23 protein-coding genes and 1 tRNA gene are annotated in these 25,308 nt (G+C 44.0%); 4 read left to right on the top strand and 20 right to left on the bottom strand.

Annotated features, from left to right (window positions below):
- Window positions 1–107 precede the first annotated feature (107 nt).
- Window positions 108–1,112 (bottom strand): catabolite control protein A, encoded by a 1,005-nt coding sequence (gene ccpA / locus HMPREF1195_RS04630; protein WP_023918735.1) that lies wholly within the window; start codon window positions 1,110–1,112, stop codon window positions 108–110.
- A 160-nt stretch (window positions 1,113–1,272) separates the two neighbouring features.
- Here ccpA and HMPREF1195_RS04635 point away from each other — a divergent pair, with 160 nt between their 5' ends.
- Window positions 1,273–2,355 carry a M24 family metallopeptidase gene (locus HMPREF1195_RS04635; RefSeq protein ID WP_003008166.1) on the top strand — a complete coding sequence of 361 codons (1,083 nt, stop codon included), beginning with the start codon at window positions 1,273–1,275 and terminating at the stop codon, window positions 2,353–2,355.
- Window positions 2,356–2,595: 240 nt separating this feature from the next.
- Here the strand turns inward: HMPREF1195_RS04635 and HMPREF1195_RS04640 are convergent, their stop codons facing one another.
- The 4 genes from HMPREF1195_RS04640 to HMPREF1195_RS04655 all read right to left on the bottom strand — a co-directional run bounded on the left by HMPREF1195_RS04640 (window position 2,596) and on the right by HMPREF1195_RS04655 (window position 7,577).
- On the bottom strand, window positions 2,596–3,045 hold the full coding sequence (locus HMPREF1195_RS04640) for an Rrf2 family transcriptional regulator (protein WP_023918737.1): 450 nt from the start codon (window positions 3,043–3,045) through the stop codon (window positions 2,596–2,598).
- A gap of 112 nt (window positions 3,046–3,157) precedes the next feature.
- On the bottom strand, window positions 3,158–4,000 hold the full coding sequence (locus tag HMPREF1195_RS04645) for a metallophosphoesterase family protein (protein WP_023918739.1): 843 nt from the start codon (window positions 3,998–4,000) through the stop codon (window positions 3,158–3,160).
- A 138-nt stretch (window positions 4,001–4,138) separates the two neighbouring features.
- Entirely contained in the window at window positions 4,139–6,862 is a 2,724-nt protein-coding gene (locus HMPREF1195_RS04650) for an ABC transporter permease (protein ID WP_023918741.1), read from the bottom strand.
- Between the two features lie 13 nt (window positions 6,863–6,875).
- Window positions 6,876–7,577, bottom strand: coding sequence for an ABC transporter ATP-binding protein (locus HMPREF1195_RS04655; protein WP_023918743.1), 702 nt, complete (start codon window positions 7,575–7,577; stop codon window positions 6,876–6,878).
- 168 nt (window positions 7,578–7,745) lie between these two features.
- On the opposite strand from HMPREF1195_RS04655, the gene HMPREF1195_RS04660 reads away from it, so the two are divergent.
- Together HMPREF1195_RS04660 and HMPREF1195_RS04665 are read left to right on the top strand one after the other, a co-directional pair.
- The gene (locus tag HMPREF1195_RS04660) at window positions 7,746–9,092 is read left to right on the top strand and encodes an Nramp family divalent metal transporter (protein WP_003013089.1); all 1,347 of its coding nucleotides are present in this window, start codon (window positions 7,746–7,748) and stop codon (window positions 9,090–9,092) included.
- 493 nt (window positions 9,093–9,585) lie between these two features.
- A complete protein-coding gene (locus HMPREF1195_RS04665; RefSeq protein ID WP_023918746.1) occupies window positions 9,586–10,128 on the top strand; it encodes a TetR/AcrR family transcriptional regulator in 543 nt (180 codons plus the stop codon).
- 415 nt (window positions 10,129–10,543) lie between these two features.
- Here the strand turns inward: HMPREF1195_RS04665 and tehB are convergent, their stop codons facing one another.
- From tehB to HMPREF1195_RS04740, 15 genes are all read right to left on the bottom strand, one after another.
- Window positions 10,544–11,404: an SAM-dependent methyltransferase TehB gene (gene tehB, locus HMPREF1195_RS04670; RefSeq protein ID WP_023918748.1), complete on the bottom strand. Its 861-nt coding sequence runs from the start codon at window positions 11,402–11,404 to the stop codon at window positions 10,544–10,546.
- Between the two features lie 129 nt (window positions 11,405–11,533).
- Complete coding sequence (gene smpB, locus HMPREF1195_RS04675; protein WP_003005443.1) at window positions 11,534–12,001, bottom strand: SsrA-binding protein SmpB; 468 nt, start codon at window positions 11,999–12,001, stop codon at window positions 11,534–11,536.
- Complete coding sequence (gene rnr, locus HMPREF1195_RS04680; protein WP_023918750.1) at window positions 11,964–14,324, bottom strand: ribonuclease R; 2,361 nt, start codon at window positions 14,322–14,324, stop codon at window positions 11,964–11,966. The genes smpB and rnr overlap by 38 nt, the downstream gene beginning before the upstream one ends.
- 96 nt (window positions 14,325–14,420) lie before the next feature.
- A complete protein-coding gene (gene secG / locus HMPREF1195_RS04685) occupies window positions 14,421–14,654 on the bottom strand; it encodes a preprotein translocase subunit SecG (RefSeq protein ID WP_003008189.1) in 234 nt (77 codons plus the stop codon).
- A gap of 41 nt (window positions 14,655–14,695) precedes the next feature.
- Window positions 14,696–14,845 (bottom strand): 50S ribosomal protein L33, encoded by a 150-nt coding sequence (rpmG, locus tag HMPREF1195_RS10685; protein ID WP_003005699.1) that lies wholly within the window; start codon window positions 14,843–14,845, stop codon window positions 14,696–14,698.
- Window positions 14,835–16,034 (bottom strand): multidrug efflux MFS transporter, encoded by a 1,200-nt coding sequence (locus HMPREF1195_RS04690; protein WP_277612641.1) that lies wholly within the window; start codon window positions 16,032–16,034, stop codon window positions 14,835–14,837. The genes rpmG and HMPREF1195_RS04690 overlap by 11 nt, the downstream gene beginning before the upstream one ends.
- A gap of 16 nt (window positions 16,035–16,050) precedes the next feature.
- The gene (gene coaE / locus HMPREF1195_RS04695) at window positions 16,051–16,647 is read right to left on the bottom strand and encodes a dephospho-CoA kinase (protein ID WP_023918753.1); all 597 of its coding nucleotides are present in this window, start codon (window positions 16,645–16,647) and stop codon (window positions 16,051–16,053) included.
- Complete coding sequence (gene mutM, locus HMPREF1195_RS04700) at window positions 16,648–17,472, bottom strand: DNA-formamidopyrimidine glycosylase (RefSeq protein WP_023918755.1); 825 nt, start codon at window positions 17,470–17,472, stop codon at window positions 16,648–16,650. It lies immediately after the preceding gene.
- A gap of 46 nt (window positions 17,473–17,518) precedes the next feature.
- A complete protein-coding gene (gene era / locus HMPREF1195_RS04705) occupies window positions 17,519–18,418 on the bottom strand; it encodes a GTPase Era (RefSeq protein WP_003004993.1) in 900 nt (299 codons plus the stop codon).
- A 29-nt stretch (window positions 18,419–18,447) separates the two neighbouring features.
- Complete coding sequence (locus tag HMPREF1195_RS04710; RefSeq protein ID WP_037599376.1) at window positions 18,448–18,846, bottom strand: diacylglycerol kinase family protein; 399 nt, start codon at window positions 18,844–18,846, stop codon at window positions 18,448–18,450.
- Window positions 18,827–19,324, bottom strand: a complete 498-nt coding sequence (gene ybeY / locus HMPREF1195_RS04715) for an rRNA maturation RNase YbeY (RefSeq protein WP_003005431.1) — start codon at window positions 19,322–19,324, stop codon at window positions 18,827–18,829. Before ybeY ends, HMPREF1195_RS04710 begins: the two co-directional genes overlap by 20 nt.
- 97 nt (window positions 19,325–19,421) lie before the next feature.
- Window positions 19,422–21,158 (bottom strand): tetracycline efflux ABC transporter Tet(46) subunit B, encoded by a 1,737-nt coding sequence (gene tetB(46) / locus HMPREF1195_RS04720; protein WP_023918758.1) that lies wholly within the window; start codon window positions 21,156–21,158, stop codon window positions 19,422–19,424.
- 1 nt (window position 21,159) lies between these two features.
- Window positions 21,160–22,884: a tetracycline efflux ABC transporter Tet(46) subunit A gene (tetA(46), locus tag HMPREF1195_RS04725; RefSeq protein WP_023918760.1), complete on the bottom strand. Its 1,725-nt coding sequence runs from the start codon at window positions 22,882–22,884 to the stop codon at window positions 21,160–21,162.
- Window positions 22,885–23,277: 393 nt separating this feature from the next.
- Window positions 23,278–23,350: transfer RNA gene (locus HMPREF1195_RS04735), tRNA-Thr, on the bottom strand.
- Between the two features lie 50 nt (window positions 23,351–23,400).
- Window positions 23,401–23,970, bottom strand: coding sequence for a GNAT family N-acetyltransferase (locus HMPREF1195_RS04740; protein ID WP_023918762.1), 570 nt, complete (start codon window positions 23,968–23,970; stop codon window positions 23,401–23,403).
- A 202-nt stretch (window positions 23,971–24,172) separates the two neighbouring features.
- On the opposite strand from HMPREF1195_RS04740, the gene ald reads away from it, so the two are divergent.
- Entirely contained in the window at window positions 24,173–25,285 is a 1,113-nt protein-coding gene (ald, locus tag HMPREF1195_RS04745; RefSeq protein WP_023918764.1) for an alanine dehydrogenase, read from the top strand.
- The last annotated feature ends 23 nt before the right edge of the window (window positions 25,286–25,308 follow it).

Consider the following 25,308-nt stretch of genomic DNA (forward strand, 5'->3'; position numbering starts at 1 on the left):
AAGTCTCTACCTGTTTCTAGTATAAAAAAGAGGCTAGAACAGTTTTGTTCTAACCTCTCAGACTAGTAGACACGTCTTCCCAAGTCGAGACTCTAGTCAACTAATCCCTATTTTTTCGTCGTACCACGTTGGTTGATCGTATGAGACAACAACACTTCGCGTTCTTCCAACTCTTCTTTGTGCATGATCTTGGTCAACATACGCATACTAATCGCACCAAGGTCATACAAAGGTTGGCCAATCGTTGATAGATTTGGACGCGTGTAACGTGTTACTTGTGAATCATCACTAGTAATGATTTCAAAGTCTTCTGGTACTTTGATACCGTGATCAGACAAGCCATTCAAGAGACCTGCAGCCAATTCATCACCTGTCACAAAAGCAGCTGTTGCTTTTGACGCAATGATGCGTTCTGCCAAGTTGTAACCTTCATCATAACGGTATTTCGATTCAAACACAAGCCCTTCGCTATAGCTCAATTTTTTCGCTTTCATAGCTTCCTTATAGCCTGACAAACGAATTTTTCCATTGATATCGTCCACCAATGGACCACTTACAAAAGCAATTTTCTTGTTGTGTTTTGCCAATTGTGCAACAGCATCCACAGTCGCTTGCTTGTAGTCGATATTGACACTTGGTAATTGATGTTCTACATCGACTGTCCCAGCAAGGACGACTGGCGTCCGAGAGCGTGAAAACTCTGAGCGAATCTTTTCTGTCAAGTGATAGCCCATGAAAATGATTCCATCCACTTGTTTTGAAAAGAGGTTGTTTACTACTGAAACTTCTTTGTCATCGTCTTCATCGCTATTTGCAAGGACGATGTTGTACTTGTACATTTCCGCAATGTCATCAATCCCCTTAGCCAAGGTAGAGAAATAGCTGTTGGTAATGTTTGGAATCACAACACCGACTGTTGTGGTTTTCTTACTGGCAAGACCACGCGCAACAGCATTTGGACGGTAATCCAAGCGTTCGATCACTTCCAAAACTTTTTTACGTGTATTTTCTTTAACGTTCTTATTTCCATTCACTACACGACTAACGGTTGCCATTGAAACCCCTGCTTCACGGGCGACATCATAAATCGTTACTGTATCGTCTGTATTCATAAGATTTCCTTTCATTATTGAAAATTTCGTTTTCACTCTCTAATTAATCCTATTTTATCATGGATTGTAAACACTTTCAAGTATTTTGGTAAAATTTTGTAAACTCTTGCTTTTTTGGGGAAAATTTGACAAAATAGATCCATAGAAAGAAGGTAGCATTATGTCTAAATTAGATCAAATCGTCGATTTTCTTGAAACTGAAAAAACAGATGTCGCTGTTGTATCTGATCCTGTCACCATCAATTACTTGACTGGATTTTACAGTGATCCCCACGAACGTCAACTCTTCTTGTTCGTATACACAGACCACGAACCCCTTCTCTTCGTTCCTGCACTTGAAGTGGAACGGGCGACTGCAGTTGTCGATTTCCAAGTGGTTGGCTATGTGGATTCTGAAAACCCTTGGGAAAAGATTAAAGGGGCTATCGCAAAACCAGATGCCAAAACCGTTGCACTTGAATATGATAACTTGATCCTTACCAAATACAATGGCTTGCGTACTGTCTTTGAAAAAGCGGAATTTACTAACTTAACACCACGAATTAACCGCATGCGCTTGATCAAATCTGCTGATGAAATCCAAAAAATGTTGGTGGCTGGTCAATATGCAGATAAGGCTGTCAATATGGGATTCGACGCCATATCACTGGATAAAACTGAAACTGATATCGTAGCAGAAATCGACTTTGGTATCAAACGCTTGGGTTATGAAATGAGCTTTGAAACCATGGTCTTGACGGGAAATAATGCAGCTAACCCACACGGAATTCCTGGAAGCAACAAAGTCGAAAACGATGCTCTCTTGCTCTTTGACCTTGGCTGTATGGTGAATGGTTATGCGTCAGATATGACTCGTACTGTTGCTGTTGGAAAACCTGATGATTTCAAAAAAGAAATCTACCACTTGACTTTAGAAGCTCAACAAGCAGCCATTGACATGATCAAACCAGGTGTAACAGCACATGACGTAGACCGTGCTGCACGGAGCGTCATCGAAAAAGCTGGCTATGGTGAATACTTCAACCACCGCCTCGGACACGGGATCGGAATGGATGTGCATGAATTCCCTTCTATTATGGAAGGAAATGACATGGTACTTGAAGAAGGCATGTGCTTCTCAGTTGAACCAGGAATCTATATTCCAGGTAAAGTCGGTGTCCGTATCGAAGATTGTGGGTATGTCACAAAAGACGGATTTGGACTCTTCACAGAAACCAGCAAAGACTTACTTTACTTTGACTAATCCTTTTGTAGGTCCAAGTCGCACCATGCAGAATGTTTCGTTAATAATTATAAAAAATGAGGCTGGGACAAAAGTCCTAGCCTCTCAATTGTTTTTGAATTGTCGAGCAAGACGCAGTGGTTGAGTGGGCTCTACTACGCTGATTTCATCAGCTTTTACAGCCCTACTCAACTGTGCGGAGGTGGGACGACGAAATCGAATTCTAACGAATTACCGATTTCTGTCCCACTCTCATTTTTCTTATGAAACCGATTCGAGATTCATTCTTTTCTGCGTATCTTCCACGACGTCTTTTAAAGTGGTTTGGGACATTTCTTTTTCCATAGCAGTCTGAATGTCCTCAAGCTTTCCATCTAAAACATTATGGATATTGTGGCCAATTGGGCAGGCTGGATTCGGATTGTCATGAAAACCAAATAATTGACCTGTCGAACCTAAGCATTCTACTGCTTGATAGATATCCAGCAGGCTGATCTCATCGGCTGCTTTTGCAAGCTCAGCTCCGCCTGTCCCACGCGCTACATGAATCAATCCAGCTTTCTTCAACTGAGACAAGGTCTTTCGAATAATAACAGGGTTCACGCCGACACTTCCTGCCAAAAAATCACTGGTTACTTTTGTTTTCTCTCCTTGTAGAGCAATCATGATCAAGACATGAGTCCCAATGGTAAAACGACTCGAAATTTGCATAACTTCACTCCTTTCTACCCGTTTTTGAAGGTAGAGTCTATTGAACAACCGTCAAGGGACGACTTTCGTTATTCCTATTATACTCTTTTCAGTTGTAATGTCAACAGTTACACTATTGGAAGAAGTCCTCTAACCAAGCATCGATTTCTCGATCATGACCTTCTCTCTGCTCAATCTCATGAAGAAGCTCATGATTGTGGGTATGATGAATGCCATTGACCAAACTTTCATAATACACTTGGTAATAAGGAAGATGGAGGTCTTTTGCAAGTTTCAGTTCTTTTTGGACATCATAGTCCACCCGTCTAAAATCTACATCTTTTAACCCCATTTGATCAAATTCAAGAATAGCATACATGGCCCGAAGGTCCTTGCGAAGATTCTTTTCCAAAAAGAAAGGTTGACCGATTGAGCCAGGATTGATAATCAGTTCTCCTCCTGTCCCGTAGCGGAAAAACTGCTGGTGAATGTGTCCGTAGACTGCAATATCACAAGACGGGTTTGTCACCAAGCGATCAAAATCCTTCTGCTCACCAATGTGGATCAATTCGCGCCCCCAATTCTTATCAGGTAAGTGGTGGGTAATGCCGATCTTTAAACCTGCGATTTCTCTATGGACCTGCATGGGCATTTTCTGCATGTCTTCAATTTCCTGGGGCGTGATTTCTTCAAGAATATATTGACACTGGCGCATGAGGTAGCGATGACTTGGTCTGGTCTCATCCAACATCCCCCTCATGGCCCGCCAAAGACTATCTTCCCAGTTTCCAAGGACTTTAACCGTAATCGGTAACTCCTCTAACATCTCCAAGAGGGCCCGTCTCCCTGTCCCAGGCATCAAACTATCTCCCAAGAGCCAATATTCATCCACCTTGGCTTTTCGACTATCCCCTAGAACAGCTTCCAATGCTGTCGTATTTCCATGAATATCTGAAAGTAAAGCAATTTTAGTCATGATCTTCTCCTTCTCTCCATTATAACAAAGAGAAGAAAAACTTCCACCCAAAGGTGAAAGTTTTATGAACATTCCATGCTACTAGAAATGAAAACTCAGGCTAGAGGGCCTGTCGCTATCAGCTACAGGCTTTGTATCTTAGTCTACTGATTTGAGGGCTTCGAGCATGTCTACTTTTCGGAGATAATGGTCAACATAAATTCCTAACAGGATCAAGAGAAGGATCATTCCTCCGACAGGAAAGAGAAAAACTCCAAGTCCCACTTTAGGGTAAAAGAGAATGGCATCTGGTGCAATCATGGCAATGAGGAATTGGTGAAGATAATAACCACCCACTAATCCCAAAAGGATCCCTATGATAGACAATAAGATAGTTTCGCGGTAAATATAGAGCGTCACTTCCTTATTATGGAATCCTAAGACCTTAATGGTCGATAATTCCCGGATCCGCTCCGCCACATTGATATTGGTTAAATTATACAAGATCACGATGGCTAGCAAGATCGATACGACTACTAGAATCATCATAGTGGTGTCCAAGGATTTGGCAACTGAATTAAAGAGGGAAATCATCGAAGCATTCTGACTAACCGCCTTCACAGCTGCAAGATTCATCATATCCCGACTGACAGCCTGTACTTGTCGTGTAGAAGGATTTTTCAACTGCACCAAATAGCTATTTGCTGAAGTCCGCTTTCCGTAGATTTTTTGGTAACTTGCCTGATCCATATAGACAAAATGGCCTACATAATTTTCAGTGATTCCTGCTACCGTAAAAGTATGGCCATCTAAGGTCAGTCGATCACCGACTGTAACCCGGGCTAGTTGTGCTAGTTTACTACTGATGATAACCCCTTTCTTGAGAGACAAGGGCTCTCCTTGCTTGAGAGAACGCAAGCTGACAAAGGGAGAAAAATCTGCACGATTTGTAACCATCATCGTAATGGTCTGCTTGTCGCGTCCACCCTTTAAAGATGCTTCGATGACCTTACTATAGATCGGTCGATAATCTTTGATATCTGATTTTTCCAGACGATTGGTTAGTTCCTTGCTTTCTTGGCTTGATGCATTCGTTTTTTTGGCTACAATCAACTCATATGATAGGATCTCTTGAAATTGGCGTTTGGGAACCCCTCCTACAGAAGATTGAATCCCTAGCCCTGCGAAGAGAAGAGCAACAGAACCTGCCACTCCAAATATGGTCATCAGCATCCGTTGTTTGTAACGAAAGAGATTGCGAGCAGTAACCTTGTGCGTGAAATTCAGACGTTTCCAAATAAAATGGAGACGCTCCAGAAAAATTTTCGAACCGGATACCGGTGGCTTGGGCAGTAATAAGAGATTGGCTTCTTCTTTTAATTCCTTACGAGCAACCCAGTAAGCTGGAAGCACACTTGCAATGAAAGACAGTCCGAGCGCAATCAGAGTTATATCCCTATAAAAATACTCTCTGCTCTCTCCTATAACCATCCCTTGCATAATAATGTTGGAGATGATTCCCGATAGGAAATAATGCCCCAACAAGCTTCCTAGAAGGGTTCCAATCGTACCAGCAAAGAATCCATAGAGGACAAATTTGAAAATGATGTCCTTGGTTCGATAGCCCAACGCCTTAAAAACGCCTGCATTGGTCCGCTCTTCATCGACAAAGCGCGTCATCGTGGTGAAGGTCACCATGGCGGCTACCAGATAAAGAACGACTGGAAAAATATTTCCGACAGCAGAGATACTGCTACTAGCATTGCTATACATCAGGTAACCTTGTCCGCCTGGCATGGTCTTGCGATCATAAACATGATAAGTTGGAATTCCCAGCTGATCTCGCTCGGTTTGGGCTTTTTTTAGCTCCTCCTCTTTTTTTGCAAGCTCCGTTTCACCTTTGGTCCAGTCCTTCTTTTTCTGATCTAGTTGTTCTTTAGCTTGATGGATTTTTTCTTGGCTGGCTAGGTGCTCTTTAGCTGGCAGAAATGGAGCTAGTTTACTGAGCTGCGTCTCCTGCAAGTCTAATTGCTTTTGAGCCTGATCGATCTGATTCTTGGCTGACTGGAGTGTTTCCTTGGCACGACTGAGTTCTTTCTGGCCTTTTTGGATCTGCCCATCCGCCTCCTTCTTGAGTCTTTGATAGCGAGCCCTTCCATTGTCTTTCAGAAGTTTTTCTAACTCTTCTTGGTGAGCTTCGAGCCGTTTTTGGTAGACTTGCGAAAAAGAATCCAAAGATCGCAGATCATCAAACTGGATCCGCGCTATCACAGGAAGTTTAGTCGTAAAGACCTCTTTTGAAACCAGAGCATAGGCATCCAGATTCCCACTGCCACTCATGGCAGTGCCTAAATTCTTTTGAGACCACAGCTCAGAAGATTGAACAAAACCAACAATGGTGAATTGCTTTTGCTTTAAACTAGAGCGAGTTCCAGCCTTTTCTTCAAGTGTGAGGGTATCTCCTATCTGATAGCGAGCCTCCAAAAAACTAGCTAGAGCGAGTTCCTCTTCTTTCTTTGGTAGGCGACCCTTGGTCACACGAAAAGAAGAAAGGCTCTTTGGGGCAGAAAAAAGTCGAATTGCCTCTCCTGTTCCTTTCACTGTCAGATCTAGCAGTGAACCAAATTCGACACGCGCCCCTTTGACTCCTAAAAGCTCTTCTTGATCTGCCTGGTCTAATCCCAAGTCCCCCATGACAGCAAGATCTAGCATCTTTTGTTGCTGAATAAACTGGTTAGCCGTTCGGTGCATATTTGGAGTGGTCACCTTTAGACCTACCAAGGCCAAGCTTCCCAACAACATCAAGGTTAAGATGGAGAGAAAACGTCCTTTTGAATGTGTAAAGGAAGCAAATAGATCCTTCCAATAGACTTTTCGTTTCATGCTACCACCTCTTCTAATATTCTAGCGTAGCAATATCTTGAGGAAGCTCATTGATTTCTACCGACTTGACCTTGGCATCATGCATGCGAATCACACGGTCTGCAATCGGAGCTAGGGCACCATTATGGGTTACGATGATGACCGTCGCTCCCTTTTTTCGAGACATATCCTGTAAAATCCCCAATACTTGCTTACCCGTCTGGTAATCCAAGGCTCCCGTTGGCTCATCACAAAGGAGAATTTTTGGGTTCTTAGCCACTGCCCGAGCGATCGCCACCCGTTGTTGCTCGCCGCCTGACAATTGGGCAGGAAAATTATCAAGACGATTGCCAAGTCCTACTTCTCTTAAAACAGCTTCCGGATCCAGAGCATCAGAAACAATTTCTGAAGCCAACTCAACATTCTCCTTAGCTGTCAAATTAGGGACCAAATTATAAAATTGAAAGACAAAGCCAACGTCATCTCGTCGATAATCCGTCCGTTGATGGGAATTTAGCTTTGCAATATCCACCCCATCAATCAGAACCTGACCCTCGTCATTGGTGTCCATCCCCCCTAAGATATTGAGAACCGTTGATTTTCCAGCTCCTGAAGCTCCTAAAATAATGACCAACTCGCCTTTTTCAATCTCAAAGGAAACATCCCGGTTAGCGAAAATCTCTGTCTCTCCACTCGTATAGCGCTTGTAACAGTGCTGCATTTCAATGTAGGCCATTTCCTCTCCTCCCTCCTACTTCCTATCTATATTATAGTCCTTTTCTGATAGATTACAAAGAAATCGAGGTAGTAGAAAACAAGGTTATCCTAAATTATCATGAACTATTATAAATTTTATGCTATAATTAGAGATAAATTTGAATTATTCTTAGAAAGAAGGCTCATTGTGAGTTTACAACAGTTTGAAAGGAAATCACTTCAAGAAATCAACCAATCTATTGACGTGCCAAAAGGGATCCCTTTTTGGAAGACTCTTCTGCTCTTTTCGGGGCCTGGAAGTCTAGTAGCTGTCGGCTATATGGATCCGGGAAACTGGATTACCAGTGTCGTCGGAGGGGCCCAATACCGCTACCTCCTCTTATCAGTGGTTCTTCTCTCGTCTTTAATCGCCATGCAATTGCAACAAATGGCTGGTAAACTAGGGATTGTCCATCGTAAGGATCTGGCCCAAACAACCGCCCATCATTTACCAAAATGGCTTCGCTATACCCTTTGGATTGTGATTGAGCTTGCCTTGATGGCGACAGATTTAGCGGAAGTCATCGGATCAGGGATTGCCCTCCACCTTCTTTTTGGCTGGCCCTTGCTCTTTTCTATCCTGATCACCATCTTTGATGTCTTCCTATTACTGGGGCTCATGCATCTAGGATTTCGAAAGATCGAGGCCATCGTATCAACCTTGATCCTCACGATCCTTGCAATTTTTGGCTATCTGGTTTTCCTATCGAAACCTGATATCGGAGGAATCTTCGCTGGCTTCCTGCCTCAAAAAGAGGTGCTAGGAATTGGGCTTCCAAAAGGAAATGAAGCCTTAACCTTGGCGCTTGGGATCATCGGTGCAACCGTAATGCCCCACAACCTCTATCTCCACTCTTCCATTTCGCAAACGCGAAAAGTCGATTACAAGGATCCAGCAGATATCAAACGGGCAGTTCGCTTTATGACCTGGGATTCAAATATTGAATTGAGTCTGGCTTTCGTCGTCAACTCCCTCCTCTTGATTCTTGGAGCAGCCCTCTTCTTTGGCCACGGAGATAAGATCGGTGCTTTCTCTAGCATGTACAACGCCCTCAAGGATAACCATATTGCCGGTGCTATCGCCAGTCCCTTCTTATCCACCCTCTTTGCCATCGCTTTGTTAGCCAGTGGTCAAAATTCAACCATTACTGGGACCCTAACCGGTCAAATCGTTATGGAAGGTTTCTTGAGATTCCGCTTACCACAATGGGTCGTTCGTCTCATGACTCGGATCATTGCCCTTCTTCCTGTCATCATCGTTGCGATCTTATTTGGAGATCAGGAACATGTCCTCGACGACCTTCTAGTCTACTCTCAAGTCTTCCTATCAGCGGCTCTTCCATTCTCCATCTTCCCTCTGGTTTATTTCACCTCCAACAAGGAAATCATGGGAGAACATGTTAATGCGAAATGGAATACTTTCTTAGGTTATCTCGTTGCGATTGTCTTAACTATCTTAAATTTCAATCTGATCGTGACAACTTTTATCAAATAAAGAGAGAGTGGGACAGAAATCGGTAATTCATTAGAATTCGATTTCGTCGTCCCACCTCCGCACAGTTGAGTAGGGCTGTAAAAGCTGATGAAATCAGTGTAGTAGAGCCCACTCAACCACTGCGTCTTGCTCGACAATCCAAAAATAATTGAGAGGCTAGGACTTGTGTCCCAGCCTCTTTTGGTTTATCACACTGCTTTTTCCATCTTGTTCCTCCTTTTCCTAAAAATTTCCTGACCATTTTTTTAGGAGGGAATTATTTTAAATCACTAATTGTTGTGAGGTTTTCACAAAATCTTGCCAGTGCCCGTCATTCATAAACTTATAAAATTTTTGTACATTTTTCGTTATCTGTACAAAAATGAGAATTGTTGTCTAATTTATTCTTTTGGAGTATAATGCTCTTTGTTAGTGTCGTGAAATTATTTAACATATAAATTATTTTAACGTCAAATAAATAAGAATAAATTTATACAACTACAGAAAGGAACATATGGTACGCCAAAGACAAACAACAACCAAGTCAGACTTACGAAATGCGCTCTCAAAACTCCTCTTGCAACAACCTTTTGAAAGCATCACTATTCGACAATTAACTGAAACCGCTGGGATTAACCGCGGGACCTTCTACTTGCACTATGTCGATAAATACGACATGTTTGAGCAAATGAAAATGGACATGATGCAAAAATTGGATAGCCTCTTCGTTGAAGGAAGCCCTGTCAAGGTAAACTTTCTCAATGTCTTGACTACTATTAAAGAGAATTATGATTTTATTTATGCATTGTCACAATCCTGTTGCTCGGACTTCCGTAAATTGGTAAGAAGTTTTACCCTTCATGCACTAGACGATACTCCCCATGCGAAAGAACACATCATTTCAGACTTTCAAGTTCCATACAAGTATGGGCTAGAAATTTTCATCGCTACGATTGAATCTGTGATTGTGACCTGGTTAGAATCCGGTGCCAAGGAAGAGCCAATCGAAATCGGGACGATCATTCTTAGCGTCTGCGACTTTGCTAGCTGGAACTAAATCCCCCAACCTTTTCCTAGCTTTATGGAGAAGGTTTTTCTTTTGGCAAATGAACAAAATGTAGATCACCTAGTTCAACTTGTTTGTAGACAAGCAAAAAGGCAGGATCCTAACATCCTGCTTTTAGAATGTAGACAAATTACTTTAAAGTAAAATAAGTTAAGCGATTTTGCAAAAAAAATAAAAATGAGTTCCAATTTTTAAATCGATTCAAGAAAATATCGAAACTTTCCGCTGTGAGAAAAGTGCCTGAAACAATAACGTTTCAGGCACTCGGGAGTTTTGAGACCCTAGGCTCAAAACTAAGTCTTGGAACTTCGAAGAAGTTCGCTGACGTCCGTACTCACCTAAGGAAAGTTTTTTATATGACTTTGTCTTCAATATGAAGGCAGGATCTTAACATCCTGCTTTTTCTTTATTTTTTCTTTGCCAACATGGTTGCAAATCGAAGTTGAATCCGATGGCCATTCTCATCTCGACGATGGAGATGGCCTGGATTTTCATTGTACTTGACCAATTCCCAATCCTTGTAATACTCCACCAATTCTCCTTCTTTAAAGGTAAACGAGAAGGGCATCTGGCAGGGATAATCTTCCGTATCCATGGCACAGACAATGAGATTATAGCCCCCTGGATTGGTATGCTCTTGCATATTGCGGATGATCGCTGGAATCCGATCAGCGTCTAAAAACATGAGGACCACAGTTGATACGATAAAGTCATAGTTTTGGGTAAGAGCTGCAGCATTAATATCATAAAGGCCCACTGGCATCTCTAGATCTTCCTCAGCGACAATACTTTGTAAAATCTCAAGAGCCAGTTCATTTTGATCTACAGCTGTCACGTCAAAGCCATGTTGGGCCAAAAAGAGGGCGTTGCGACCTTGCCCGCATCCTAGATCCAGCGCCTTTCCAGCTGGGACAATTTCCACTGCTTCTAGTACTTCTGAATGGACAGGATTGGTGTTGTATTTTTTTGGGAAATAGTCTTTTGGCTCACAGTAAAATTCTAGGTACCACTCCACATCGTCAGTCGCTGCTTCCACACGGTGCCAGGCCTGGGGTTCGGCCATGGGGTTTTCTGCTCCTGCTTCAAAGAGGTGGCTCGCGATTTCTTCCCCCTCTTCGGTCAATTCAATAAATCGTAACTGACCTTTTAAAACTGTAATCTTCCCCCAGGTTCCCACCTTGGTATTGTGCTTTCTTTGAAGAGCTTCTGGCATGCTATCCTTGGTCCAGATAGGCATGCGCTTGTAGGCGATCAATTTTTGTGTCATGCTGCTTCTCCTTTTTCTTTCACTATCCTTATCATACAGAAAAAAGCCCCTTTTTACAAGTTGAAAAAGGAGAGCCCATCTCTAAGAAAAAAGACAGTTCTGAAACAAGTTTCAAAACTGCCTTTTTCTTTAACGTGTATTGTATTGTTTCATGACCCGTGCGATGTCCCGGTTCTGTTCCCGACGTTTGATGGATTCACGCTTGTCATAATCATGTTTCCCTTTAGCGAGCCCCAAAAGCAATTTGGCATAGCCATCCTTGAGATAGACCTTCAAAGGCACCAAGGTCATTCCGGTCCCTTTGGTGTCTTGGTCCAGCTTTTGGATTTGCTTTTTATGAAGAAGGAGCTTGCGACGACGGTCTGGATCTTGGTTCCAGATATTGCCTTCCTCATAAGGGGCAATGTGGACATTGCTAAGCCAAACTTCGCCATTTTTAACTTGTGCAAAGCCATCTTTCAAGTTAATGCGTGCTGCACGGACACTTTTGATCTCTGTCCCCGTCAGCACCATCCCTGCTTCAATCGTATCCACGATGGTGTAGTCATGTCTCGCCTTTTTATTTTGCGCGACTACCTTTCCTTCGCCCTTTGCCATGTTTGGCTCCTTTCTTTGCTACTTCCTTGTAAAATGGTTTCTTCCCTTTTTTCTTTTTGGATTTAGAGGAAGAATCTTTCCGCTTGTCATCTTTTCTAGCGGTTGATCCCTTAGAAACTTTTTTGTCCTTGCGTCTGCGCTCCCTACGATTGCCATCTCGGTCACGCCCTTTAGCCTTGAGGCCTTTTTCGACGACATCCCATTCACTTGGAATATAAGAGAAATCAATCTCTCCTGTCATCTTGTCGGCTCTTTCTACCTTGATCCGGATTTGCTGACCGACACGGAAGGTCACTCCTGATTTTTCTCCGCGAAGGGTTAGATCTCGTTCGTTAAAATGGTAGAATTCAGGAAGATTGGTAATATGGATCAAGCCTTCAACCGTATTTGGCAACTCCACAAAGAGGCCAAATTTCACCACACTGGAAACCACGGCATCGTACTCTTCTCCAACATAGTCTTCCATGTATTCAGCCTTCTTCATGGCTTCTACTTCGCGCTCCGCATCAATAGCCCGGCGTTCCCGACTAGAGGATTGGTTGGCAATGTCTGGAAGGACTTGTTCAAAGTGCTCTGCCACTTCTTGGGATTTTCCATATTCGCGCACCATTCGATGAACCATCAGGTCCGGATACCGACGGATGGGACTGGTAAAGTGGGTATAATACTCAGCAGCAAGCCCATAGTGGCCATGGTTGTGCTCTGAGTAGCGGGCCTGTTGCATCGAGCGCAACAACATCATCGAAAGGACATCTGCATAGGGTTCTCCTTCGACCTTGCGCATAATTTCTTGCAGGGCTTCTTGGCTCATCTCACTAGCCGTTCCGTAGATTTGGATTCCAAAGCTGGAAGCATAATCGATAAACTTCTGTACTTTTTCTGCTTTTGGATCTTCGTGGATCCGGTAGATAAACGGCAGTTTCAGTCGCGTAAAGTGCTCCGCCACTGTTTCATTGGCAATCAACATAAAGGACTCAATCATCCGCTCGGCAATTCCTCTTTGACGCAAAACGATATCGACCGGTTTTCCTTCTTTATTGACCAGGATTTTAGCCTCATTGGTATCAAAATTAAGGGCGCCGCGACAAATCCGCATGCTTTCTAGAATGCCATGCAAGGTGGCCATTTGATGAATACTTGGGACAATTTTCTTAAAGGTTTGAGCCTTTTCTTCGTCTCCCGCTAAGATATCATTGACTTCGCTATAGGTCATTCGGAAGGTTGTATTGATCACTGTTTGGGTAATGGTATGCTTGACGACCTTGCCATGAGGATCGATCTCCATGATGGCAGACTGGGTCAGGCGGTCCACATTCGGATTTAAAGAACAGATCCCATTGGAGAGACGCTCTGGCAACATGGGTACTACTCGGTCGGTCACATAGACAGAGGTTGCCCGATTTAGAGCTTCCTTGTCGAGTGCTGTACCTTCTGTAACATAATAAGAAACATCTGCGATGTGAACACCCAGCTCAAAGTTGCCGTTCTTGAGTGGCTTGATATGGACTGCATCGTCCAAGTCTTTGGCATCTGCCCCGTCGATCGTAAAGGTGATCTCCTCTCGCAGATCTAATCGTCCCTCTAAATCCTTTGCAGACGGTGCATCTGGAACCTGTTCAGCCTCTTTCAGCACTTCTTCTGGAAATTCTGAGACAATGTCCATGGATTCTAAGACTTCCAAGACATCGATTCCTGGATCTGTTACATGACCGACCACATCCCGCACAGTCGCCACAAAATAATTGTGTTTGCGGCTCGGGTATTGATCAATTTCGACTTTGAGGATTTCGGTCCCTTCCAATTGGATGGCTGGCTTCTTCACATAGATCAGCTGGCTGATCTTTTGATTTTTCGAACGAATGTAGCCGGCATATTTAGGCTTTTCCTCATCCAGGACAATTTGTCCAACTACCGTTTTGATGCTATGCTCCAAGACATCAATAATCTTAGCTTCTGCTGCCGTTCCCTTGTTTCGGTCTGCTACCTTGGTAATGACGATCTCAACGGTGTCACCATCGATAGCGTGGTTGACATCATTTCGGCCAACAAAGAGGTCTTCTTCTTCGCCTTCTAAACTGACAAAGCCAAAGCCATTCTTATGCGCATGAAAGATCCCCTTGAGGGTAATAGCTGGGGCCTTCTTTTGAGCCAAACGAAGAGAGCCATCATCTTCGAATTTCAACTCATGGCGGCGTTCCATCATAGAGATGGTCTTGACCAAGTCACGGAAATCCTTTGACCCTTCTTTTCCTAGAGCTGCTGCTAGATCATTGATCTGGACTTTGTCATGCTCTTGTAAATATTCTTTAATACTTGTTTTCATTGATTTATTTGCTGGTTATCCAGCCTCCTTTTTTCTATCTACTTGTGTCTTTGTTTTGCAAAATAAAAATAGGCAAAGACAATGTCTGAGCCTATCTTATCTACTAGAAAGTACCATTAAGATCATCGCGATCAATAACCAAAAGAAGATCATAATAGCTGTTAAACGCTGCATCACGGCTTCAAACCCGCGCGCTTTTGAACGTTCAAACAAGTCATTTGAGCTTGCGTCAAAGACGTTGCTCGATTGGTTTTTTGTTGGTTGCATAAAAATTGCGATAATAATCAATACTGATAATACTAGTAAAATAGTTGTTAATGCTCCGCTCATATTCAAAACTCCTTAAAATCTTCACTATTATACCATGAAAATCATTTTGATTCAATATGTAAGGTTACTTTTCTTTCCTTGGGACAATACTTCAAGACCTCGATCTTTTCAGGATGGGTTTTGGTATTTTTACTGGTCAAATAATTCTGACTCCCACAGCTGGTGCAGGTCAATTGAACTTTAATTCGCACGTACGTCTCTCACTTTCAAATACTTTCTAAATAAGAATAAGAGGAACATCAAATCGGTAAAGGCCAAAAGGGCTGTACCGTAAAATACCCAATGATAGCCAAAATGCATGAAAATACTCGAGCCCATCATTGGCCCTAATACACCACCTAAGTAATAAAAGAGCTGGTTGTAGCTAAAGATCCGAGAAATCCCTTCAGGAGGGGTTAAACGATTCAATAATGCAGAAACTCCAGGTAGTAGGGCTCCTGTCCCGATCCCAAAGAGGAAGCGTAAAATCCCTAATTGAAGGGGTGATTGCGCTTGGGCACAAAGGATATAGAGACAGCCACTATAGAGAAGGGCGATTAATAAGAGCCGGTGATTCCCGATTCGGTCTCCGAGTTTTCCCATCCAACCTGAAAAGAGCATACTAGAGACTCCCATAGCTGAAACAATCATCCCCGATACAAAGATCAGGTTATCTCTTTGTCCCAAAGCTCGCACATAAAGAGGCAGGATCGGAGAAATAGATTGGGCGATCATTTGAATGGTCATGCTGGTCAAAAAGAGTCCCAAGAGGATATCTTTTTGCTGAATGGACATGAGCAACTCCCAACTGGATTTTTGTTCTTCTTTTGGAAGGGGCTCATAGTCTTCCTCAATGCCCCAGAAGGTTAAGAGGGAAACCAAAAATAAGAAGAAGCCGACCAAGAGAAAGACATTGCGCATGCCTAGATTTTCAGCAATGAGTCCCCCAATCAAAGGCCCCATCAAGGTTCCAGCCACGACACCAGTCGATAAAGTCCCTAGAGCGTAGCCAGATTGGTCCTTTGGAACTTGACTGGCAATCAGGGCTGTACTATTGGGGACAAAGCCTGAAAAGACCCCATTGAGCAAGCGTAGGACCAAGAGCCAAAAGACGGATGGTACAAAGGCAATGCCTCCCATGGTCAGTGTCATGGCAATGGAGGCTCTAAGCATCATGGGTTTTCGACCATAGCGGTCGGCTAAGCTCCCCCAGATGGGAGACATGATCGCAGAGGTCACAGAAGAACTCGCAACGGCTATGCCAGCATAAAGGGGAACAGCCTTGCCCGTAACACCCAACTCTTCCACAAAGAGGGCCATAAAAGGAACGACTAAAGAAAGGCTGGCTCCGATGAAAAAGCAGCCGATCCAGGCAATATATAGATTTTTACGCCAATTGATTTCTCTTGTGATAAGATCATCTTCTTTCTAATTGTTGTAGGGCTGCATCTAATTGGGCATAGAGGGCCGTTAGATCGTCATTATTGTCTAAGACCAGATCTGCATGGGCGCTTTTTTCATCTAGCGGCATTTGAGACGCAATGCGTTCTTGGGCCTGCAGTTCTGATAAGTGGTTGCGTTCCATCAGGCGTTTGAGCTGGGTTTCTTTTGATACAGCTACCAACCAGACAGATTCAAACCACTCTTCATAGCCTTGCTCGATTAAGAGTGGAATATCCATAAAAAAGAGATCGGATTGTGCAGCTTGTCTATCTCTTACCTCAGCTAGAGCCTCACGAATAAGCCTGCCTTGGACGCGATTGGACCAGTTTCTTTCACTAGGATTTGAAAAGATCCGCTGACCCAAAGCGACGCGGTCCAGCTCTCCTTCTTTGGTAAGGATCTCTCTCCCAAAATGATCTACTAAGACACGGTAGAGAGCTCCTCCTGGTGCTTGCAAGTCATGGACCACTCGATCAGCATCAATTACCGGATAGCCTTTTTCTCTCAAATAGGAGGTGACAGTGGACTTTCCTGAAGCAATCCCTCCTGTTAATCCAATGATTCTCGCCATCTAGTTCTCCTTTTGGCAGTGAGGGCAAAAATGGGTTCCACGTCCCCCCAGCTGAATTTTCTCAATCGGCGTCCCGCAGCGCAAACACGGCTGGCCTGTTTTTCCATAGACCTGGTGTTCTTCCTGCATAGTGCCGTCTTCTCCAAAAGCATTGCTGTAGGAGCGAATGGTGGAGCCACCCTTTTCAACAGCTTGAGCAAGCACAGCAATCGTTTCTTTGCGGATTACTTTGGCTTCTCTAGCAGTCAGGCTTTGACCCAAACGGGCTGGATGAACCTTGGCTCGATAAAGGACCTCATCCACATAGATATTGCCCAGACCAGCCACTAATTTTTGGTCTAAAAGAGCTGATTTAATTGGTTTCTTTGATTTTTTAAGAGCTGCTTGGAAGGCTGGTTCTTTAAAATCCGCTTCCGTTGGCTCTGGACCAATCTTTTTCGCCAAAAAATAGCTCTCGACAAGCTCAGGTATGATGACTTCCATGGTCCCAAACTTGCGGACATCTTCATAGACCAGAGTGCTACCATCTGTAAAATGAAAGAAGACATGGGCATGCTTGCGAAGAGGAACCTCGTCTGGATAAAAGAAATACTTGCCTTCCATCCGCAAATGCGAGATGAGGACCAGATCCCTCAGATAAAATAAAAGGTATTTCCCACGGCGCCCCATGACCCGAATTTCTTGGCCTGGGAGATCTTGACGAAAAGTATCCAGATCCGTCTGAATCATCTTTGGATACTTTACTTCCACGGACTGGATGGTTTTCCCAAGAATTAATTTCTCAAGACCGCGTCGAACCGTCTCTACTTCTGGTAATTCAGGCATAGAACTCCTTTCAAAAACAAGAAGCAGGCCTTCTGCCCACCTCTTCTTAATATTCTTTTTCGTTGTATCCGAAATCAGCTAGGTCTAATTTCTTATCCCGCCAATTTTTCTTGACCTTAACCCAAGTTTCTAGGAAGACCTTATCCCCCAGCATGAGTTCGATATCCTTGCGTGCAAGGGTTCCGATCTTCTTGAGCATGGCGCCGCCTTTTCCGATGACAATCCCTTTTTGGCTATCGCGCTCGACCATGATGGTTGCTCGGATATGGACTTTATCTGTCTCTTCATCCCGCTTCATAGAATCCACCACTACGGCAACAGAGTGGGGAATTTCTTCCCGCGTCAAATGCAAAACCTTTTCACGGATCATTTCAGAGACCAAGAAGCGCTCTGGGTGATCGGTGATTTGATCGGCAGGGAAATATTGGAAACCTTCTTCTAAGTTTTCACTTAAAATATCAATCAAACGTGAAACATTGTTTCCTTGAAGGGCTGAAATCGGCACGATTTCCTTGAAATCCATTTGACTACGGAAGTCATCGATTTGCGCCAAGAGTTGGTCAGGGTGCACCTTGTCGATCTTGTTGACCACCAGAATAACCGGCACCTTAGCAGCCTTGAGGCGCTCGATGATCATGTCATCGCCCTTCCCACGTGGCTCATCTGCTGGCACCATAAAGAGAACGGTATCCACTTCACGAAGGGTGCTATAGGCCGACTCCACCATGAAGTCTCCAAGCGCTGTCTTGGGTTTGTGAATCCCTGGGGTATCGATAAAGACGATCTGTTCCTTATCCGTCGTATAAATCCCCATAATCTTATTGCGCGTTGTCTGCGCCTTGTCACTCATGATGGCAATCTTTTGCCCCATGACGTGGTTCAAAAAAGTTGACTTCCCAACATTGGGACGTCCTAAAATGGCTACAAAACCTGATTTAAATGTCATAACATCCTTTCACGAGGGCATGCTCCCTCTTATCCAAATACCAAGGCCCAGAATTTGGGCACAAAAATCACCAGTCCTGTTAGTAGGGCAAAACCTGATACGACAAGGACTGCTCCAGCCGCCATGTCTTTGGCATTCTTTGCCAACATGGAGAAATGGTAGTTACTAGCTAAATCCACCACATTTTCAATGGCTGAATTCATAATCTCAAAAGCAATCACCAAGGTAATGCTGAGCAATAAAAAGAGCCATTCTGTCGCAGAAATCCTAAATACCAAACCAGCAAGCATTGCTGCAAGGGCTGATAAGGCATGCTTGCGCATATTGCGCTCTTCCTTGATCGAAGTAAAAATTCCTGTTATCGCAAACTCCAGGCTTGAAGTGAAGTCTCGATTTTTCCATTTTCGCTTATTGTCTTGTGAGTCCATAGGCTGTCAAAATCTCTTCCTGTAAGCCAAACATTTCCTTTTCTTCTTCTGGCGTATAGTGATCATAGCCATTGATGTGAAGAAAACCATGTACTGCCAAAAATCCCATTTCGCGCTCAAAGCTATGGCCATATTCTTCCGCTTGCTCCCGCGCCTTGTCAATTGAAATAAAGAGCTCACCAATATAGGTATCGAATTCCGCCATCATCTCTGCCAATTCTGGATTTTCTGCAAGGTCTTCCTCGTCAAAAGAAATCTCCATCTCTGGCTTGTATTCTAAACTGATGACATCTGTCGGACGATCCGTATCACGGTATTCAAGATTTAGTTCATGACTGCGTTCATTGGTCACAAAAGTCACAGCCATTTCCTTGTCTTCTTTCCCAATTTTTTGAGCAGCAAATTCTAAAATTTCTTGCGTTTGTTTTAAGATTTCGTCAGAAACTTGGCCCGTCTCATCTACCATTTCAATATACATCTGGATCACCTCACTATTATCACTTTATTATATCACAAAAACCAGCCTATATACTAGATACAGGCTGGTTTTCAAACTTTTTCTTTGCATGATCATCTTACACCACTGTTTGCTGGATGGCATTCATCTGGGCATAGATCCCGCCTTGTGCAACCAGTTCCTCATGTCTACCACGCTCTACAATGCGTCCTTCAGATAAGACTAAGATCTGATCCGCATCTTGGATAGTGGACAAGCGATGGGCAATGATAAAGGTGGTCCGGCCCTTTTGCAGGACCGCCATAGCTTGTTGGATGACCTCTTCTGTTTCCGTATCGATATGAGAGGTTGCCTCATCCAAAATCAGTATTTGCGGATTCATATAGAGCGTCCGCGCAAAGGAAATCAACTGGCGCTCGCCACTTGAAAAGGCAGATCCTTTTTCTACGACTGGATGGTCGATTCCCTTTTCAAGGCGCTCTACAAAGGGCCAAGCCCCGACCTTTTTCAGCGCCTCTTTAACCGCATCCCGGTCAATATGATCCTGACTCATGGCCACATTACTGGCAATGGTGCCTGTAAATAGATACGGATCTTGCAGAACAATGCCCATGTGGCTTCGCAGGCTCTCACGAGAGACTTGGCGAATATCTTGCCCATCGATCAAAATCGCTCCTTCTTGAGGATCATAGAAACGATAGAGCAGATTCATAATAGAAGACTTACCCGATCCAGTATGGCCCACAAGAGCGATGGTTTCCCCGGGACTCGCCTGAAAGGCAATATCCTGTAAAACTGGCTTGCCTTCTTCATAAGCAAATTGAACATCATCAAACACGACTTGAGCCTTTTCTATCTTCAGTTCCGATACACCATCGGCCTCTAAGGGTTGATCCAAGAAGGCAAGGACGCGACTCCCCGTTTCTAAGGATCGCCGAATATTTGGGAATTGACGACTAAGATTGGCCATGAGATCAAATAGATTAATGACATAGTTAATATTGATAAATAAGAAACCAGCCGTCACACCGATATTGCCTTGTAGGAAAGAAATCCCAGCGATGGTCAAAATACCTGCAATCACTAAAAACTTGAGCAATTCCGTCAAGGTCCAAGAAGCAATGGAATCGGCTAAGAGGATTCGATCATTAGCTCCTAGCATCTTCTGAGTAGTGGCTTCAAACTCATCCACCACACCAGGCTCTTGATGATAGAGTTGAATCATACTGGCACCATGCAAGAGTTCATTGACCTGGGTATTGACCTCGCTTCTCGCATCAAAGAAATCCTTCATAGGCTGGTCCGTCATGACCTTGTAGAGATACTGGATCCCATAAAAAATCGGAAAGACCAAACACAAGAGAAGGCCCATCATAGGACTCAGGTAAAAGAGAATCCCTAGGATAAAGAGGAAACGCACCAAGTAGATGACTAAAATCATACAAGAGTTATAAAACTGGGTCCGCAAGGTCTCCGTATCATTGACAATTCTTGTCGCGATCTTCCCAGCCGGCTTATCATCAAAATAAGAAATAGGCAGCCCTTGCATGACTTGAAAGGCTTGATCTCTCAGACTAGCGGTTACTTGATTACTTCCATGTAGCAAGATCCGATTGCCCATGTAGCTAATCAGCTGCCCCAGGCTCAAGACCAAGAGATAAAAGCCTCCCATCTGAAGCAAGTCCCCTTGCCCGCCACCGTGGGTCAGTGCAGTCAAAGGTCCATCGATCATCTTTTGGAGAAGAAAGGGTGACAATTCAGAAAAAATAGTGGCTAGCAAGAGGCAAATAAAGCCAGCAAGAAAGACAGTTGGATAAAGTGTGATCCTCGATAATAATCGTTTTAAAACTTTCATATTATTCTCCTTCCTGTTTTTGTTGCCGTTGGTATTGTTCATAATACCAGCCCTCTTGAGCCAATAAATCACTAGCTCTTCCTTCTTCTACAATACGACCTTGATCCAAGACGATGATCCAATCCGCCTGATGAACAGCAGACAAGCGATGAGAAACAATGATGGTCGTCTTGTCATTTCGTTCTTTTTGAATCGTGTCAATGATGGCCTGTTCAGTCTTAGCATCTACTGCCGAAAGGGAATCATCTAACAGCAAGAGCTCAGCATCTCTTAAGAATGCACGCGCCAGGGAGATCCGTTGTTTTTGACCTCCTGATACAGAGACCCCTTTCTCACCGATCAGGGTGTCCATTCCCTGAGACATCCGCTCGAGATCATCCACAAAAGCAGCTTGGGCTATCGCTTCCACCAAGTCTTCTTGGCTGGCTCCTTTTTTACCAAGCGCTATATTATCACGGATAGACTTGGAGAATAAAATATGTTCTTGGGAAACATAACCAATTTTTTCTTCAATCGAGTGTCGGTTGTAGTCCACGATCGGTTGCTGGTTGATCAAAAACTCTCCCTCACCAACTGGGTACTGCCGCAAGAATTGTCGAACCAGGGTAGTCTTTCCTGCTCCAGTACGACCAACAATCCCAACCGTCTGTCCTTTCTGGATGGTCCAATCAATGCCTGACAGGCTCTTTCGCTCAGCACCAGGATAGCTGAAAGAATAGTCCTTAAACTGCACCAAATCAATCTGCTCTAAGTAGTGAGGACCATCTGGCTCCAGATCATCCGTTTCATCAATCACTTCTTTTAATTTTTTATAGGACATTTGACCTGTCTGGTAGACCAAGATCAAGTCTGCCATCATCCACATAGGCTCAATTAAAAAGACCAAATACAGCTGTAAAGCCAATAACTTGCCAAGGCTCAACTGCCCGCTTGCCAGGGACTGGCCTCCAAATAGCAGGAGCAAGACTGTCGAGAATCCAATAAACAACAGGGCTAAAGGTCCAAAAGAGTACTGGATAGAAGCAATCTTGTCCCCTGTTTTGGAGAGACTGGCTGTTTTTTTCTGAAACTGTTTGACCTGCTGGTCCCGTCTACTATAGGCCCGCATGACACGGATCCCCTCGATGGACTCCAAGACTTCATCGTTCAACTGAGCGACCGCTTCCCGGTTTTGCTCAACATACTCCTCCTGCTTTCTACTCAAAAAATAGGTCGAGACGACGAGGAAGATCATAGGAATAAAGGAAATCAAGGTTAATTGCCAAGAAATGAAAAACATGGTCGGAATAATAAAGGCAAACAAGCCACCGCCAAACAGGAGCACCATCATCCCGTAACCCGCCATATCAGCCATCCCATCCACATCTGTCGTAAAGCGCGTCAAGAGGTCCCCTGAACGGAATTTCTCAAAAAACGGACGCCGCATAGCTACTAGCTTACGAAAAGCTTGTCCCTGAAGGGTCGCCTTGAAATGGACTGACGACTGAAAGAGTCGCAACTGCCAATAAAAAGCCGTTAGGTAATTGAGGATAGCTGATCCTACCAAGAGGACCATATCCCATACAAAGTTCGATTGCGTCAGCGTCCGCTGACTCAAATGATCCACTAAGCGCTGGATGACTTGCGTCGGGATCAATAAGGTGTAATCATAAAGAATCAGGACCATAGCGATCTTCACATATCGCCATTTGCGCTCCCTGATATACTCCCAAATAGCTCTGATCATATATTCTCCTTTTCAAAATGGCACAGAAAAAACCCAAGCAAGGAGCTGAGTACGTGCTCAGTCCACACTTGGGCCTTCTGATGCCTATCACCAATTCAGTTAAGGCAGGTAAAAATGCATACAAAAAACCCAAGACAGACTCCTCCATCTTGGGTTCCATTTATAGTTTACATCGAACTCAACTGAGATTGGAGAAGCTTTGTATTCAATTGTGTCATCAAAACATCTACTTTGTTCATGATGGTTTTCTCCTTTCTCTTTGTTGTTATAACTCTACCACTTATTTCCTTGCTTGTCAACGCTTTTTTGAAAATTATTGAAAAAAGCAAAATTTTTAAGATGGACTCGCAAAAAAAGAAGCCTAGATCGTCTCTAAGCTTCTCTCTTCTGCTATGCTAGTTGCCGGGATTGAACCGGCGACCTCATCCTTACCATGGATGCGCTCTACCGACTGAGCTAAACCAGCAGTACCTATCTACTATATCATGGAGATAGGTCTTTTGTCAATATCCTGACTCATTTTTCTGCCAAATATTCTTCCTTAGTGAGGACATAATGAACTCTCGTCACCATTCGCCCTTCTTCATGCAAGTCTAGCATCGCGTAGGGCTCCTCGTGAGAATATTTCATCCCTGCTTTGGCCATCACCCGTCCAGAAGCTGGGTTGTCCTTATCATGAACAGCAATGAGCTTGTTCATCCCTAACTCTTCAAAAGCCAGGCCAATGACTGCCTTGGTAGCCTCTGTCGCTAGTCCCTGGTTCCAATAATTTTTATTCAGAACATAGCCGATACTCCCCTTTTTCAGACAAAGATCTAAATTTAGTAAATCAATCGTCCCGATAAATTTTCTATTCTCTTTCAGCTCGATCCCCCATCTTCCAAGTGGGCTCGCTAGGTAAAAGAGGGCAATGTTATTACGCGTTTCTTCCAGACTTTGATTGGTTGGAAACGTATAGCGCGTAACGGTTTCATCAGAAGCGTACTCAAACATAGCCGGTGCATCTTCAAGAGTGACCGGACGCAAGCGCAAACGCTCCGTCTCTGTTTCACGATAAGCTGCTAACTTCACATATAGATTTTCCATTTGACTCTCCTTCTTTAGGGTTTAGTTTAGCAGATAACATAAAAGAAGGCAAGCTCAAATTTTTCTTGCATTTTTACCCACTTTTCTATACAATAAAATCAATTAAAACAATCGGATAAGGAGTAAAAAGGTCATTGAGTCAAGAGAGCCATCTCACACCAATGGCCTTTTTACACCTAAATCCAAGCAAGGAGAAATAATCATGTTAATTGGTATTCCAAAAGAAATTAAAAACAACGAAAATCGGGTCGGTTTGACACCTGCAGGCGTACAAAGCTTGGTGAAGAAAGGACATCAAGTGTTGGTGGAAACAAATGCTGGACTTGGTTCTGGCTTTGTCGATGAAGATTACGCCAAACAAGGAGCGACTATTGTAGCAACTGCTGCAGAAGCTTGGGCCGCTGAGATGGTGGTCAAAGTCAAAGAACCTCTCGCTGAAGAATACGGCTTCCTTCGCGAAGACCTCTTGCTCTTCACTTACTTGCATATGGCTGCTGCTCCAGAATTAGCGGACGCTATGGTCTCAGCTAAAACAACAGGGGTGGCCTACGAAACGGTGCGTGACCTTGATGGACAATTGCCTCTCTTGGTGCCAATGAGTGAGGTTGCTGGACGGATGGCCGTGCAAATCGGTGCTCACTTCCTGACCAAACAAGAAGGTGGATCAGGCGTCCTCCTAGGTGGGGTGCCAGGTGTTCCCAAAGGGAAAGTCACCATCATCGGAGGCGGGGTCGTTGGAACCCACGCAGCTCGTATCGCCCTTGGACTCGGTGCCCAAGTGACCATCTTAGATATCAGCGCCAAACGTCTGGCTGTTCTGGAAGATGTCTTTGGTCATCAAATCCAAACCCTTATGTCCAACCCATTTAATATTGAGGCCAGCGTCCGTGATGCCGATGTTGTCATCGGTGCTGTCTTGATTCCTGGTGCTAAAGCTCCTAAATTAGTGACAGACGATATGGTTAAACAAATGCGTCCCGGTTCAGTCATCGTCGATGTGGCCGTTGACCAAGGTGGGGTTATCGAAACAGCAGACCGTGTCACAACGCATACGGAGCCAGTTTACGAAAAACATGGCGTGCTCCATTATGCCGTTGCCAATATCCCAGGGGCTGTCGCTCGTACCTCTACTATCGCCCTTACCAATGTGACCCTTCCTTATGTCGAATCCCTAGCTGACAATGGCTTCCACAAGGCAATTGCCCTCGACGAAGGCCTGCGCCAAGGGGTCACCACTTACCAAGGCCATATCACAAGCCAACCTGTTGCTACTGGTTTAGAGCGCGACTTCACCCCAATCGATGAATTGGTTTAATTTCTAACATAAAAAAGGCAAAG

The organism is Streptococcus parasanguinis CC87K, from assembly GCF_000507765.1.
GTDB classification, from domain to species: domain Bacteria; phylum Bacillota; class Bacilli; order Lactobacillales; family Streptococcaceae; genus Streptococcus; species Streptococcus parasanguinis_J.

What these genes read in the sequence shown, in the direction of transcription:
- rnr (WP_023918750.1), bottom strand. Translation starts at nt 14,324, where the DNA reads ATGAAAACAAGTATTAAAGAATATTTACAAGAGCATGACAAAGTCCAG.
- coaE (WP_023918753.1), bottom strand. Translation starts at nt 16,647, where the DNA reads ATGGCGAGAATCATTGGATTAACAGGAGGGATTGCTTCAGGAAAGTCC.
- HMPREF1195_RS04635 (WP_003008166.1), top strand. Translation starts at nt 1,273, where the DNA reads ATGTCTAAATTAGATCAAATCGTCGATTTTCTTGAAACTGAAAAAACA.
- HMPREF1195_RS04710 (WP_037599376.1), bottom strand. Translation starts at nt 18,846, where the DNA reads ATGGACTCACAAGACAATAAGCGAAAATGGAAAAATCGAGACTTCACT.
- ald (WP_023918764.1), top strand. Translation starts at nt 24,173, where the DNA reads ATGTTAATTGGTATTCCAAAAGAAATTAAAAACAACGAAAATCGGGTC.
- HMPREF1195_RS04640 (WP_023918737.1), bottom strand. Translation starts at nt 3,045, where the DNA reads ATGCAAATTTCGAGTCGTTTTACCATTGGGACTCATGTCTTGATCATG.
- mutM (WP_023918755.1), bottom strand. Translation starts at nt 17,472, where the DNA reads ATGCCTGAATTACCAGAAGTAGAGACGGTTCGACGCGGTCTTGAGAAA.
- tehB (WP_023918748.1), bottom strand. Translation starts at nt 11,404, where the DNA reads ATGACACAAAAATTGATCGCCTACAAGCGCATGCCTATCTGGACCAAG.
- HMPREF1195_RS04645 (WP_023918739.1), bottom strand. Translation starts at nt 4,000, where the DNA reads ATGACTAAAATTGCTTTACTTTCAGATATTCATGGAAATACGACAGCA.
- ccpA (WP_023918735.1), bottom strand. Translation starts at nt 1,112, where the DNA reads ATGAATACAGACGATACAGTAACGATTTATGATGTCGCCCGTGAAGCA.
- ybeY (WP_003005431.1), bottom strand. Translation starts at nt 19,324, where the DNA reads ATGTATATTGAAATGGTAGATGAGACGGGCCAAGTTTCTGACGAAATC.
- era (WP_003004993.1), bottom strand. Translation starts at nt 18,418, where the DNA reads ATGACATTTAAATCAGGTTTTGTAGCCATTTTAGGACGTCCCAATGTT.
- HMPREF1195_RS04665 (WP_023918746.1), top strand. Translation starts at nt 9,586, where the DNA reads ATGGTACGCCAAAGACAAACAACAACCAAGTCAGACTTACGAAATGCG.
- HMPREF1195_RS04650 (WP_023918741.1), bottom strand. Translation starts at nt 6,862, where the DNA reads ATGAAACGAAAAGTCTATTGGAAGGATCTATTTGCTTCCTTTACACAT.
- HMPREF1195_RS04655 (WP_023918743.1), bottom strand. Translation starts at nt 7,577, where the DNA reads ATGGCCTACATTGAAATGCAGCACTGTTACAAGCGCTATACGAGTGGA.
- secG (WP_003008189.1), bottom strand. Translation starts at nt 14,654, where the DNA reads ATGAGCGGAGCATTAACAACTATTTTACTAGTATTATCAGTATTGATT.
- HMPREF1195_RS04740 (WP_023918762.1), bottom strand. Translation starts at nt 23,970, where the DNA reads ATGGAAAATCTATATGTGAAGTTAGCAGCTTATCGTGAAACAGAGACG.
- smpB (WP_003005443.1), bottom strand. Translation starts at nt 12,001, where the DNA reads ATGGCAAAGGGCGAAGGAAAGGTAGTCGCGCAAAATAAAAAGGCGAGA.